This is a genomic window from Afipia sp. GAS231 (genome assembly GCF_900103365.1).
Taxonomy (GTDB): Bacteria; Pseudomonadota; Alphaproteobacteria; order Rhizobiales; family Xanthobacteraceae; genus Bradyrhizobium.
Map to the genome: position 1 here is coordinate 5,172,234 of NZ_LT629703.1, position 12,857 is coordinate 5,185,090.

Below are 12,857 nucleotides of genomic sequence, written 5' to 3' on the forward strand. Positions count from 1 at the left end.
GCTACGCCACCGCCGCCTTTACCTTCACCGGATGCACCGCACGGAACGCAATCGCAAGCCGGTTCCAGGCGTTGATGGCCCCGATCAGCATGGTCAGGTTGACCGTCTCCGCTTCATTGAAATGGGCGCGGACATCGGCGTAGAGATCGTCCGGTGCGTGCGTTTCGGCGATCAAAGTCAGCGCTTCGGTCCACGCCAGAGCGGCGCGTTCGCGGTCGGTGTAGAGCGGGGACTCGCGCCAGGCGTTGAGGAGATACAGCCGCTGCTCGGTCTCGCCCTGCTTGCGGGCGTCCTCGGTGTGCATGTTGATGCAATAGGCGCAACCGTTGATCTGCGACGCCCGGGTCTTGACCAATTCGATCAGCGATTTTTCCAGACCGGAGCCCTGGATCTGGGTTTCGAGCGCGACGAGCGCTTTGATGGTGTCGGGAGCCGCCTGGTAGAAGTTCATCCGGGGTTTCATGGTCGTTCTCCTGTTGCGTTGGGAGTGGTGGAATAATCCCAAAAGCGTTTTCGAGAAAACGCGTCTAAAAAAATCAGTGTGCGCCGCCATCTGCAAGATGGTCGGGCTTCTTCAGCAGCAAGGCTGCCATGAGTGCGACGATGAGCGCGGCGCCGAGCAGATAGAAGGTATCGCTGAAGGCCAGGATGAAGGCCTGCTTCTGCACGATCCGGCCGATGGCGATCACCGCGCGATGCGTCGCTTCCGCGTGATCGGCGATGCCATGAGTGATGAAATACTGGGTCAGTTGATCAACCCGGTTGCGGGTCGCCTGTTCCAGCATCGACACCGACTGCATCAGCACGTTGGAGTGATACTGCTCGCGCTTGGTCAGGAAGGTCTGCAGCGCGGCGATGCCGACGGCGCCGCCGAGATTGCGCATCATGTTGAACAGTGCGGAGGCCGAGCCGGCATTCTGCGCCTCCATGCCTGATGTGGCGACCGCCGAGAGCGGCGCGAAGGCCAAAGCCTGTCCGACGGCACGCACCACATTGGGCCAAAACAACTGATCGGTGGCGTAGTCGTTGGTCATGGCGATGTTCATGAAGTTGGAAGCGGCGAACAGCGCGAATCCGACGCCGATGACCAGGCGCGGGTCGAAGCGCTTCATCAGCCGCGGCACCAGCGGGATCAGCAGCAGTTGCGGCAGACCGGTCCAGGCCAGCACCATGCCGATCTGTTCGGAGTTATAGCCCTGGATGCGGGACAGATAGACCGGCAGGATGAACACAGATCCGTACAGCGCGATGCCGAGCAGGAAGTTGGCGAGCACGCCGAAGCCGAAGTTGCGGCGGGCCAGCAGGCGCAGGTTCAGTAACGGCTTTTCGGTTGATAGTTCGATCCACAGGAACGCGGTCAGCGAAACCGCTGCAATGACCGACAGGTTGACGATGAAAGCCGAACCGAACCAGTCGTCCTTGTTGCCTTCCTCGAGCACGGTCTGCAACGCGGAGAGACCGATAGCCATGGTGGCGATGCCGGCCCAGTCGCCTTCGCGCAACAGCGACAACTTCATCGGCCTGGCTTCCAGCGAGAACCACAGCATCGCGATCATCACGGCGCCCGGCACCAGGTTGACGTAGAAGATGTACTGCCAGCCCCAGTTTTCCGTGAGGTAGCCGCCGATGGTCGGGCCGATGGCGGGCGCGAAGGTCGCGGACACCGCAAACAACGCCAGGCCAACCGGCTGCTTCGCCTTCGGCAGCAGCGTGATGATGAGGGTGAACGCCATCGGGATCAGTACGCCGCCGGTGAAACCCTGGATCGCGCGTAGCACGATCATCTGCGGCAGATCCTGGGCCAACGCACAGGCGCCCGAGAACACCAGGAACAGGATGGCGTTGGTGAGGAGATAAACGCGGATCGAGAATGCCTGCGCCAGCCAGCCGGAGAGCGGGATCACCACGATCTCGGCGATCAGGTAGGAGGTCGAGATCCAGCCGCCGTCATCGATCCCAGCGCCGATCGCGCCCTGGATATCGGCGAGCGAGGCGTTGACGATCTGGATGTTCAGCACCGCCATGAAGGCGCCGAGCGTGGCGCCGATCACCGCGATCCACGTTTTGGCCGGGATCGCGGGTGCCACGGCCTGCGCGGGAGTGCCGAGATTGGCGGCGGAGGCGGCATCGATGGTGGGCTGAAGTGCGGTCATGGGTCTCTCCTCGTGTTCAGGCAGAGGCAGGATGCATCAAGCGTGCAGGTCCGATAATCGGGTAGGATAGGGAAGGATTGTTCGGCAGGACTTGGTAATCTCCGGCCGAACAGGTGTCTGAGCCGCCGTTCGGTGCGCCAGCGCGGCATCCGAGGCCAGCCGTGCCTTGGCTTCGCTTTCGGCCAGCACCGTCGCCTTGGTGTTGACGGTCGGCTCGGCCGACATGCCCGGCCGCAGCAGACCGGTCAGGTTATGGTCGTCGAGCACGATCTTCACCGGCACGCGCTGCACGATCTTGGTGAAATTGCCGGTGGCGTTGTCGGGCGGCAGCAGCGCGAATTCCAGCCCGCTCGCCGGCGACAGGCTGTCGACATGGCCCTTCAGTTTGGTGCCGTGGAAACTGTCGATGCTGATTTCGACCGGCTGGCCGTTGCGCACGTGGGTGAGCTGGGTTTCCTTGAAGTTCGCGATCACATAGACCGCATCCAGCGGCACCACCGCCATCAACTGCGTGCCGGCCTGCACGAACTGACCTGTTCGCAGCGAACGCGCGCCGACGGTGCCGTCCACCGGCGCCGATATCCTGGTGTAGGACACGTTCAACGCCGCCTGATGTTCGACCGCGCGGGCGCGATCGAGCTGCGCCACGGCCTTGGCGCGTTCGGTGGTGAGAACGTCGACCTTCCGCTGCGCGGCCACCAGACCGGACTTCTCATGCAGTAATTGCGCATTCTTCTCGCGCAACGCGGCATCAGTCTGCTGCGCACGCTGAATGGTGCCGGAGCCGGTTTTCATCAGGCCGTCGTAGCGGGCCCGTTCCTCCTGCGCGAATTGCAGATTGGCCTCGGCGGCAGCGACGTCGGCGGTTTCCTGTTCGATGACCGGCTGCTGCAGGGCGATCTGCGCATCGAGGTTGCGCACCGAAGCTTCCGCCGCATCGACGTCGGCGTGCGCGGAATCGAGCGCCGCTCGGAAATCGCGATCGTCGATCCGGGCCAGAAGCTGCCCGGCCTTCACCGGCTGGTTGTCGCCGACCAGCACCTGCGCAATGTAGCCGGAGACCTTGGGGGAGATGATGGTGGAGTCGGCCTTGACGTAGGCGTCGTCGGTCGATTCCAGGTAGCGGCCGGTGGTGAGATAGCCGTAGCCAAAATCCGCTGATGTCGCGATTCCAAGGGCGACCAGCAGCGCCAGGGCCGCGCGCTTGATCGCCTTCTGCGACGGGCGAAGACTGATTTTCGATGTAGTGCCAGTGGTATAGGTCGTGGTCGACATGGCATCCTCGCAGCTCTGGCTGGTGTCCTCGGGAAGAGGGCGCCGGGTACCCCCGCAAGATGCAATGTCAGTCGTGATGTGATAATCCGGCTAGAACTGGAAAGATTATCCAGTCCCAGCGGATAATTGGGGGCTTGCCGATGGACCGGCTGACCAGTTTGACGGCCTTTGTCCGGGTTGTGGATAGCGGCGGGTTTTCCGCCGCCGCGCGCCGCCTCGAGATGTCGACCACCATGGTGAGCAACCATGTGCAGTCGCTGGAAGACCGGCTCGGCGCGCGACTGCTTCAGCGCACCACGCGCAAGGTCAGCCTCACCGAAGTCGGCAAGGCCTACTACGACCGCTGCGTCCAGATCCTCGCCGATATCGAACAGGCCGACGACCTCGCCGGCGCCCAGCAACAGACGCCGCGCGGCACGCTGCGGATCTATAGCGCGACCCATATCGTGCAGTTCGTGTCGCCGGTGGTCGCCGAATTCCTCGCCGCTTATCCCGAGGTGAAGGTCGATCTGCAGATGGGCGAGCGCAACATCGACATGATCGACGAGGGATTCGATATCGCGGTGCGGCTGACGCCGCCGCCGGACTCAAGCCTGATCGTGCGCAGCTTGGCCACTTGGCGGCACGTGCTGTGCTGCTCGCACGATTATCTGGAAAAGCACGGAAGGCCGCAGGCCTTGTCAGAGCTTGCCAATCATAATTGCCTGCGCCATGTGAACTATCCCTACGACGAATGGCGCTTCACCGACCGCAAGGGCGCGCCGGCATCGGTCAAGGTGGCCGGCAATCTGATGACCAACAGCGGCGAGACGATCCGCAAGGTCGCACTGGAAGGCGGCGGCATCAGCCTCGCGGCGGGCTTTCTGGTTCACGACGATCTCGAGGCCGGCCGCCTGGTGCGCCTGCTGCCGGAATACCGGCCGCTGGAATTAGCGATGAACGCGGTCTACCCGCATCGCCACCATCTGTCGGCGAAGGTCAGAACCTTCATCGACATGCTGGCGCATCATAGTGCGGAACAGCAGAAGCTGATTAATCCGTATTCGTGATCAACCGTCATTGCGAGGAGCGAAGCGACGAAGCAATCCATATTGGCCTCGTGGCGCCATGGATTGCTTCGCTTCGCTCGCAATGACGGACTAACTACGGCTTCAAGATCAACTTCTGCACCCGCCAGTTCAACAACTCCGCCACGAACAGCGTGTTCTCGGACGGACATGCCATCGCGTGGATCCAGCCGAACTGCTTCAACTGCTTGCCGGACTGGCAGAAGCGGATCAATCGGTATTCGTGATGGGCTGTCGTCACCGCGCGCATCGCTATGGCGATACGATCTGTCGCCATGTCCGCACGAACTGCTCGCGCTTGATGATATCCAGATAGGTCAACGCCGGAAGGCCCAGCGTCGGGGAGTTGAGCAGGCCGGGTTTCTCGGCGGAATACCGCACCTTCATCTGCTCGCGATCGGCGCCCAGCCCGGCAATCGAGAGGCCAAACGACTCCGCGATGATCGCCTGGCCGGCTTCCGAAAGCACATATTCGACGAAGCGCTTGGCAAGCTCCGGGTGTTCGGCCTTGCGCGGAATTGCGATGGTCCGTGCGGCCGCCACGACATAATCTTCCGGCAGTACAATTCTGAGGTTTCGGTGCCGTTCCAAATGCCGAAGCGCGTAGGAGCCGAGAACATCATAGGCGATCACGGTATCGCCACGAACCAGCGAGTCGAGCATATCCTGCGTGCAACAGAACAGCCTTGTCTTGGCGACCCCGAGGGCATGTGCGAGGCGCCAGAAGTTGGCCGACAGCATCGACTCTGTCGTGGCAAACAAATATCCGACCCCGCTTACGCCGATGTCATAGGTGGCGATCCTTCCACGAAATTTCTCAGGCGAACGTTCCAGCGTTCGGATCAGGTCCTGGTGTGATCGCGGAACCTCGTCCGGGGGCAGGGCGTCGATATTGTAGACGATCGCCGCCGGTTCCAGCGTAAAGCCGAATATCTCGTCGCGCCAGATGGCCCAGTCGGGCAATCCGTCCGCGTTGATCCAGGCCCGTTGCAAGTATCCGTCATTCGCCAGTTTGACCTGGAGATCCATGGCCGAACTGACAAGCAGGTCGGCGACCGGCTTGTTCTTGTCTGTACTCGTCGCGTCCTGATAGAGCGGCACGGTCTCATAGAGGCGATATTTCACCTCAATATCCGTATACACGCTCTGGAAACCTTCGATCACCGGGCCCATTGCGGCGATATCCGCGGTGCCGTGGATCAGCAACGTGGCCGTAGCGGCGGTCTGCGCGCGAAAGATCATCAGCTCGTTGGCGGATTTGGACTGATCGGCGATGCTGGCCTGCGGCGAGCATATCAGCGTCGCCAACAGGCCGACGAACAGCGCAGGGAAAGTTCGAAATCTGTTCATCACGCAGCCCTCGGAAGAACCACGCGCACGATCAGTCCGCCACCGGGTCGATCCAGCAAGGACAACTCGCCGCCGGCGGCCAGGGCCGCGCTCTTTGCGATGTTCAGGCCGAGACCGGTTCCGGCGACCGACGTCCCGGTCGAACCGCGCTGGAAGCGCTCGAGCACCAGCGTCTTTTCCGGGTCGGGAATGCCCGGCCCACGGTCGGCCACGTCAAATTCGATCGCCGATCCATCGGTCGAGGTGCGCAGGTCGATATCGACCGCACTATCGGGGGCATATTTGAGCGCGTTGTCCAGGAGATTGTCAATCAGTTCGCGGAACACCAACGGTGAACCGCAGACCGGGAAATCCTCGTGCGCCGTCGACAGATCGGTCAGCCGGCAACGTTGCATGTTGACCGTCGGCAGCCGCTCGACGGCTTGCAGGTACAACTCGAGGAAATCGCAATGCGGGTTGGTCGAGGTCTCGATGTGGTGCGCGATCGCGGCCTCGGCCAACAGCTGATTGACGATGCGGGTGGCGTCGACTGCGTTGGCCAGAATTCGTCGGACGTAGCCGCGCAGCAACCTGGGATCCGATTCGGACGCGGCCACTTCGGCCAATGCGCGGATCGAGGCGAGCGGAGTGCGCATTTCGTGCGTGGTCTCGACAGCTATTCCGCGCAACGTGTTCAGGACGCCGTTAAGGCGCTGCATGAATTCGTTGAGACTGGAAACGAGGGAGGCGACTTCCTTCGGAACCGGGGTTCGGATCGGCGTGAGGTCGGCCGACGTGCGCTTGCTCAGCTCGGTCTCAAGCGCGACGAGCGGCGCCCATGCCCTGTTCAAGCCTGTGGAAATGAGCAGGCAAATAATGAGTCCCGCAACCGCCATTGGCGCGAACGAGTTCCTCAAGATCAGGGTCGCGAGCTGCGTTCGGGCCTCTCGGGTTTCGGCCACTGTCACGCCAACCCAACCGGACTTCTCGCCGAAATCCATGTAGCGTCGCACGGTGCCGACACGGACCGGGCTGTTCGAATAGATGGCGTCAAAGAAGTGTGGTTTAGGGTCGGGCGCGTCGAGCTTCGGATCGGGCAGGTCGGCATAGCCGGTGATGAGGGAATGATCAGGCGCCCGAACCGCATAGAACGCCCTGGTCTCGCGCGCCGCGCCCAGTATTTCCATCGCTGCCAGCGGCAATTCAACCGTCAGGTTGCCGTCTTCGACCCGAATGCTGTCGGCAATTGAGAGCGCGGAAGCCGCGAGCACGCGGTCAAAGGCGATGTCCGCGGCGTTCTGGGAGAAGTTGCGGACATATAGAAACAGGCCGACGCCAAGGATCGCCAGCAGCGAGATGGCGCCGAACAGTATGTCGCGCTTAATGGAGGTCTGTTTTGGCATCGTCGATCTTTGCCACATATCCGATGCCCCACACGGTTTCGATGCGGAGTTTTGACGGCTTCAGCCTGCGTCGGATACGGGAGACGTACAGTTCGAGGGCGTTCGGATTGACGGCATTTTCATAGCCGAAAAGCTGATCCATCAGCCGCTCCCTCGGCACGACTCGTTCGAGGTTCAGCACCAGCAGTTCGAGCAAGCGAAACTCGCGCCGCGTCAGCTCGGCGCGCTTGCCGGAAACGATGACAAATTGCGCCGCAATGTCGATGGTCACATCGCCGAGTTCGAGTTTGCTTGTTGAAGTGCCGCTGTGCCGGCGCACCACAGCGCGCATCCTCGCTTCCAACTCCCGCAAATCGAATGGCTTGACGAGATAGTCATCGGCCCCGATGTCAAGAAGATCGATCTTGTCGCCGATCTCGCCTCGTGCCGTAATCACCAGCACAGGCGTCTTGATGCGCAAGCTGCGCATCAGCTTCAGAAGATCGGTGCCGCTCATGTTTGGCAACATAAGGTCGAGGATGATCAGGTCGAACGCATCTTCCTTGATCCGCTGCGACGCGTGAGCGCCATCCGTCAGCCATTCGACGGCGTGACCATCACCGCGCAAGCGTGCCGTAATCGCGGAACCGAGATCCACGGTGTCTTCGATCAGAAGCGCGCGCATGAAATCTGATGCATGTGACGTCATCCCACCCGAAAAGACGACCATTCGTCTTCCCAATCTGCGCGACAGCAATCGCTGTTTGCAGCCAGTCGTTTCCTCAGAGTCCAAGCCGGGCGGGCGCAACCGACCCGCTCTTGTGGCTCAAGCGCCATTCGAGAGCGCGCATTTTTTTGGAATTTCGACCAACTAAAGCAGCCCCGACAATCTGGTCAAGCGTTGCGATTCAAGTGAGCCGGTGCGGGCGGCATATTTACTGGTGGGTTCCCTCGTTGATCTCGCAGCTGCGAAGGCTTGCTCTCGCGAGGCACTGGCGGCGCAGTGTGTCGATCTTGCAACGATGCGCACGGAAAGATCGTCCGCCGCCGAGCCATCCCGAGATGACAGGGTTCTGACAGCAGTCGACGCCAGTTTCCGAGAGCGAATTAACAATCTCTCGAGGGGGGCGACATGCGACTAACCAAACAACTCCAGTGGAAGTGGCTATCCAGCGCGGCTGTGCCTGAAAAAGGCATGAGCGCCAGGATGAACCCTGCCGCCCGATATATTCTGGCCGCAGCCACGTTCACCGCAGTGGCGTCGCTGGCCGCTACGCCTGTGCGAGCGGATGAGCTCGGTGAACTGAAGGCCGAGATCAGGGCGATGAACAAGCGCCTGTCCGAAATGGAAGAGCAGAAGAGCAAGGTCAAGGCGCTGAATGATAAGGTAAAGCAGATGGAGCGGGCAAAGGAGGCTCAAGCCTCTGTGCCGCCTCCCGGCCAGATGGCTACGAAAACCGGACCTTGGGATAGCTTTGTCTCCGGCCGTCCAGTCCACATCATCGAAACCTCGGGCACCGATGTTCTGCTCTACGGCATCATCGAACCGACGCTCGGCTACGTCACGAACGTCAATACCAAGGGGGCCTCGACGGTCGGGTTGAACGTGTCCTGGTTCAGCGGCAACCGATGGGGCATTTTCGTCACGCAGAAGCTGTTCCCGGAAGACAACTTCAATCTGATTGCCCGCATGGAGAGCGAATTCGAGCTGCCCAGCGGCAACATGGATACGCCCGGCGTTATCTTTAATCGCGACGCCTGGGTTGGATTCGAGAGCTCGACGCTCGGCAAGTTCACGATTGGCCGGCAGAACACGCTGCCGCGCGACGTCGCCAATATCTGGGCCGATCCCTACGGCAGTTCCAAACTCAGCACCGGCGAGGGCGGGTTCACCAACAACAACAACTTCAAGCAGCTCATTTTCTACACCAGCGGCGGCAACGGCGCAGGCGGCCAGGGCGATACCCGCTACGACCAGGGCCTGGTCTGGAAGAAGGTGTTCGATAACGGATTGTATCTCGGTGCAGCCTACAATTTCGGCGACGCCAATGGCCCCGGCGGTCCAAACGGCAGCGGTCCCATCCCCGGAGCCTCGTTCGACAAGGGAAGCAGCGAAGCCGTGGCTGCGGGCTGGAACGGCGGCGAGTTCCACGTCTCAGCCTTCTACACCCGCGCCAACGTGCTGGAGATCCCGACGATCGGCTCCACCAACATCGGGCACATCCATCAGTCCTGGGGCATCGGCGGAAACTGGGATGGCGGTCTCCTCCGGCTGAACGCCGGTTACATGCACTACAACGCCGATCAGGGTCTGGTCGGTATGCGAAACGACGATGTGGTGACCGTGTCGGGCAAGATCACGCCCTCCAAGTTCTACGACTTCGAACTTGGCTGGCAGGATTTCTTTGCCAAGAACGCCGCGCTGACGGGGGCTGGCTACACGTTCGTTCCGTTCAAGGACGCAAGTTCGGCGGTCGCGACCGGGACCGGGACCAGAATGACGACCTACGCGTCGTTCATCTATCACCCGATCCCCAATGTCGATGTGTATGTCGCTGGCGATCATCTTAAGACCACCGGCGGATATAGCGCGAGCCAGACGCACAAGTTCACTTCGGCGGATGAGGTCGTGACCGGCGTTCGGTACAAGTGGTAGCCGCGGCGCTCTGAAAGTGAAGGGCGGTCGGAAATATTCCGACCGTCCGGAAATTCCCGCCTGGCAGCACTCACCCGTTGCCGTGCGGCTCTCTCGTGGAGTTGCTGCTGGCGAAGAGTCACCAGGGAAGATGCCCTGACCTGGTTTCTCAAAATCGTACCCCATGCCGAAGCAATTCGGCATGGGGCAATTCGGACGCCCGCGCCCGCACCCATGCACGCAGTCTCATTCATAACAAATGCGACTTCTGATCTGGCCTATGTGCGCCGATCAAGGTCGCGGCAACCGTCGAACTAGCGGCGAGTATATATAGGGGAGTAAGTCATGCTGGAGAAAACCCAAACGGCGACCTGGCCTGGCGAGCACGAGAATACCGACACATCTGCGCCCGTACCGTTCTGGCCGAACGGTTGGTGGCGGCTGATGGACCTCAATATCGGAATCATTTCCCTCCCCATCTATCTGATCCTCGTCGTTCTCGTGACGGTTCTGACGATGCAGGGCGAGGTCAAGTCCGATGCGCCAATGATGATTGCCGTGCTTGTGCTCGGTGGTTTCACCTGCGCGGAGATCGGCAAGCGGTTGCCCATCCTGCATCACATCGGTGCCGGCGCCATCTTTGCGACGTTCATCCCGTCCGCGCTCGTCTACTATCAACTGCTGCCGGCTCCGATCGTAAAGTCGATCGTCGACTTCACCAAGTTCACCAATTTTCTCTACATCTATATCGCCGCGATCATCGTCGGCAGCATCCTCGGCATGGATCGAGAAGTCCTCATCAAGGGATTCCTCAAGATATTTGTGCCGCTTGGCGTGGGGTCGATCGTGGCGGGAGCCGTTGGAACGCTGGTCGGCACCCTGCTGGGGCTCGGCGCCTACAAGACTTTCTTCTTTATCGTCGTTCCGATCATGGCAGGCGGCGTCGGTGAAGGCGCTATACCGCTCTCGATCGGATATGCAGCCATCCTTGGCCAGCCACAAGGAGACTTCTTCGCGCAGGTGCTTCCTCCGGTCATGCTCGGGAGCCTCACGGCAATCGTTTTTTCCGGCATCCTGAATTTTGTCGGCAAGAAATATCCGCACCTCACCGGCGAAGGGCGGCTGCAGCCGGCCGGGGTCGGAGAAGATCTGACCAGCCTCAACACCGACGAGAAAGTCTCGACGGTCGATATTACGGCCATCGCCGGCGCCGGGCTGACTGCAATCGTTCTGTATTTGCTCGGCGTCATGCTTTTCCACCTGATCGGCCTGCCGGCGCCCGTCGCAATGCTGTTCCTTGCGGTCGTCGCCAAGCTTGCCAGCGCGGTCTCGCCGCGGCTGCAAGCGGGGGGGCTCGTCGTCTACCGGTTTGTCCAGCTCGGCATGACTTATCCGTTGCTGTTCGCGATCGGCGTGTCGCTCACGCCCTGGAACAAGCTGATGGCGGCCTTCACGATCCCCAATCTCGTTACGATCGTCGCCACCGTGTTCACATTGATGGCGACGGGTGCGTTTATCGGCTGGCTGATGCGCATGTATCCGATCGAGACGGCGATTGTGAATGCCTGTCATTCGGGCCAGGGCGGGACGGGCGACGTCGCGATCCTGACCGCGGCCGACCGGATGCAATTGATGCCCTTTGCCCAGATCGCAACGCGGATTGGTGGCGCCATCACGGTCACCGGTGTGCTGGTGATCCTGCGCTGGATAACCTGACCGGCCATCGCGGGCGGACCAGCCGTTGGAACGATAGAGCAGCCGTTGGCGTCGGCGGCGATCGAATGCGGGGTGTTGAACCGGCTGGGCTCCTTGCCGCGGTCGACCCGCGACTTCAGCCAGTTGCCGGCCTTGTCCCGGGCTTCGGATGCTTCACATGCGGCATAGCATTGTCAGGTCGGGCGTGATCTGCTGATGCTTCCTTATTCCCGCCGCAAGTCAGGCAACATGCAATCCCGAAACAACGCCGCGAAGCTATCCGTTCTGTTCGCGCTTGCAGCATGCGCACTGTTATTCGCGTATCCAACCGGCGCGGCCTTTGCGGCCTATCCCGAGCGCCTTGTCAAAATCGTGGTCCCGTTCGCGCCGGGCGGCGGCACCGACGTGGTGGCGCGGACATTGGCGCAGGAGATGTCGAAGGATCTCGGCGTCTCCGTCATCATCGAGAACAAGCCGGGGGCGGGGACCATCATCGGCACACAATCGGTCGCGACCAGTGCGCCCGACGGCTATACGCTGCTGATGGGGACGTTCGCCAACGCGGTCAATCCCAGCCTGCAGGCCAAGCTGCCCTACGACGCTCATGGCGACTTCGCCGCGGTGGCGCTGGTGGCGCGTTCGTTCAATCTCGTCGTGGTCAATCCGGCGTCCCCGATCAAATCGATCGCGGACCTTGTCGCGGCGGCCAAAGCCGAGCCTGAAAAGCTCTCCTATGGCACCTACGGCACCGGCACGTCGGCCCATCTCGCCGGTGAATTGTTCAAGCACATGGCGAAGGTCAACCTGACGACGGTGCCCTACAAGGGCGCTGCGCCCGCCATCACCGACCTGCTCGGCGGACAGATCCAGGTGATGTTCACGACGGTGGCGAGTGCGGCTTCGCTGGTCGAATCCGGGCAACTGCGCGCGATCGCCGTGACCTCGGCGGAACGCTCGCCGGCGTTCCCGCAATTGCCGACAGTGTCGGAAGCCGGCGTCCTCGGCTATGCCGCCGAGGCCTGGTATGGCGTCTATGCGCCCGCGAAGACGCCACCCGAGATCATCGACCGCCTGAACAAATCGGCTGCGAAAGCCGTGCAGTCCGACGCCTTCAAGAAGCTCGGCGTCAATGAAGGCCTCGTCATGGTGGCCGAGCCGCCCGAAGCGCTCGACAAATATTTTCTCCGCGAGGAAGCCCGCTGGCGTCAGGTCATCAAGGATGCCGGCATCAAGCCGGAATAGGGAATAATCGCTACCGCCTGGGGTTGCAGGGGTGGGCGAAACGGCCTGCGCCCTGTCGCTACCCGTCAACGGCCGATAA

Annotated in this window: 11 protein-coding genes; 4 read left to right on the plus strand and 7 right to left on the minus strand. The window is 61.4% G+C overall.

Annotation, left to right across the window (positions count from 1 at the left end):
- Position 1 precedes the first annotated feature (1 nt).
- The 3 genes from BLS26_RS24430 to BLS26_RS24440 all read right to left on the minus strand — a co-directional run bounded on the left by BLS26_RS24430 (position 2) and on the right by BLS26_RS24440 (position 3,428).
- Entirely contained in the window at positions 2–463 is a 462-nt protein-coding gene (locus BLS26_RS24430) for a carboxymuconolactone decarboxylase family protein (protein WP_092515156.1), read from the minus strand.
- A gap of 73 nt (positions 464–536) precedes the next feature.
- Positions 537–2,024, minus strand: coding sequence for an MDR family MFS transporter (locus BLS26_RS24435; protein WP_371361016.1), 1,488 nt, complete (start codon positions 2,022–2,024; stop codon positions 537–539).
- 165 nt (positions 2,025–2,189) lie between these two features.
- A complete protein-coding gene (locus BLS26_RS24440) occupies positions 2,190–3,428 on the minus strand; it encodes an HlyD family secretion protein (protein ID WP_092515158.1) in 1,239 nt (412 codons plus the stop codon).
- 140 nt (positions 3,429–3,568) lie between these two features.
- Here BLS26_RS24440 and BLS26_RS24445 point away from each other — a divergent pair, with 140 nt between their 5' ends.
- Positions 3,569–4,477: a LysR family transcriptional regulator gene (locus BLS26_RS24445; RefSeq protein WP_092515159.1), complete on the plus strand. Its 909-nt coding sequence runs from the start codon at positions 3,569–3,571 to the stop codon at positions 4,475–4,477.
- 94 nt (positions 4,478–4,571) lie between these two features.
- Here the strand turns inward: BLS26_RS24445 and BLS26_RS36915 are convergent, their stop codons facing one another.
- The 4 genes from BLS26_RS36915 to BLS26_RS24460 all read right to left on the minus strand — a co-directional run bounded on the left by BLS26_RS36915 (position 4,572) and on the right by BLS26_RS24460 (position 7,936).
- Complete coding sequence (locus tag BLS26_RS36915; RefSeq protein WP_244541673.1) at positions 4,572–4,772, minus strand: hypothetical protein; 201 nt, start codon at positions 4,770–4,772, stop codon at positions 4,572–4,574.
- On the minus strand, positions 4,748–5,668 hold the full coding sequence (locus tag BLS26_RS24450) for an ABC transporter substrate-binding protein (RefSeq protein WP_157676576.1): 921 nt from the start codon (positions 5,666–5,668) through the stop codon (positions 4,748–4,750). The genes BLS26_RS36915 and BLS26_RS24450 overlap by 25 nt, the downstream gene beginning before the upstream one ends.
- Before the next feature lie 176 nt (positions 5,669–5,844).
- Positions 5,845–7,227 (minus strand): sensor histidine kinase, encoded by a 1,383-nt coding sequence (locus BLS26_RS24455; RefSeq protein WP_172804680.1) that lies wholly within the window; start codon positions 7,225–7,227, stop codon positions 5,845–5,847.
- On the minus strand, positions 7,205–7,936 hold the full coding sequence (locus BLS26_RS24460) for a response regulator transcription factor (RefSeq protein ID WP_244541674.1): 732 nt from the start codon (positions 7,934–7,936) through the stop codon (positions 7,205–7,207). Before BLS26_RS24460 ends, BLS26_RS24455 begins: the two co-directional genes overlap by 23 nt.
- Before the next feature lie 477 nt (positions 7,937–8,413).
- Here BLS26_RS24460 and BLS26_RS24465 point away from each other — a divergent pair, with 477 nt between their 5' ends.
- The 3 genes from BLS26_RS24465 to BLS26_RS24475 all read left to right on the plus strand — a co-directional run bounded on the left by BLS26_RS24465 (position 8,414) and on the right by BLS26_RS24475 (position 12,778).
- On the plus strand, positions 8,414–9,862 hold the full coding sequence (locus BLS26_RS24465) for a porin (RefSeq protein WP_157676577.1): 1,449 nt from the start codon (positions 8,414–8,416) through the stop codon (positions 9,860–9,862).
- 423 nt (positions 9,863–10,285) lie between these two features.
- The gene (locus BLS26_RS24470) at positions 10,286–11,557 is read left to right on the plus strand and encodes a 2-hydroxycarboxylate transporter family protein (protein ID WP_197681365.1); all 1,272 of its coding nucleotides are present in this window, start codon (positions 10,286–10,288) and stop codon (positions 11,555–11,557) included.
- Between the two features lie 195 nt (positions 11,558–11,752).
- Positions 11,753–12,778, plus strand: coding sequence for a tripartite tricarboxylate transporter substrate binding protein (locus BLS26_RS24475; RefSeq protein WP_197681276.1), 1,026 nt, complete (start codon positions 11,753–11,755; stop codon positions 12,776–12,778).
- The last annotated feature ends 79 nt before the right edge of the window (positions 12,779–12,857 follow it).

What these genes read in the sequence shown, in the direction of transcription:
- BLS26_RS24430 (WP_092515156.1), bottom strand. Translation starts at nt 463, where the DNA reads ATGAAACCCCGGATGAACTTCTACCAGGCGGCTCCCGACACCATCAAA.
- BLS26_RS24435 (WP_371361016.1), bottom strand. Translation starts at nt 2,024, where the DNA reads ATGGCGGTGCTGAACATCCAGATCGTCAACGCCTCGCTCGCCGATATC.
- BLS26_RS24440 (WP_092515158.1), bottom strand. Translation starts at nt 3,428, where the DNA reads ATGTCGACCACGACCTATACCACTGGCACTACATCGAAAATCAGTCTT.
- BLS26_RS24445 (WP_092515159.1), top strand. Translation starts at nt 3,569, where the DNA reads ATGGACCGGCTGACCAGTTTGACGGCCTTTGTCCGGGTTGTGGATAGC.
- BLS26_RS36915 (WP_244541673.1), bottom strand. Translation starts at nt 4,772, where the DNA reads ATGGCGACAGATCGTATCGCCATAGCGATGCGCGCGGTGACGACAGCC.
- BLS26_RS24450 (WP_157676576.1), bottom strand. Translation starts at nt 5,668, where the DNA reads ATGGGCCCGGTGATCGAAGGTTTCCAGAGCGTGTATACGGATATTGAG.
- BLS26_RS24455 (WP_172804680.1), bottom strand. Translation starts at nt 7,227, where the DNA reads ATGCCAAAACAGACCTCCATTAAGCGCGACATACTGTTCGGCGCCATC.
- BLS26_RS24460 (WP_244541674.1), bottom strand. Translation starts at nt 7,936, where the DNA reads ATGGTCGTCTTTTCGGGTGGGATGACGTCACATGCATCAGATTTCATG.
- BLS26_RS24465 (WP_157676577.1), top strand. Translation starts at nt 8,414, where the DNA reads ATGAACCCTGCCGCCCGATATATTCTGGCCGCAGCCACGTTCACCGCA.
- BLS26_RS24470 (WP_197681365.1), top strand. Translation starts at nt 10,286, where the DNA reads ATGGACCTCAATATCGGAATCATTTCCCTCCCCATCTATCTGATCCTC.
- BLS26_RS24475 (WP_197681276.1), top strand. Translation starts at nt 11,753, where the DNA reads ATGCTTCCTTATTCCCGCCGCAAGTCAGGCAACATGCAATCCCGAAAC.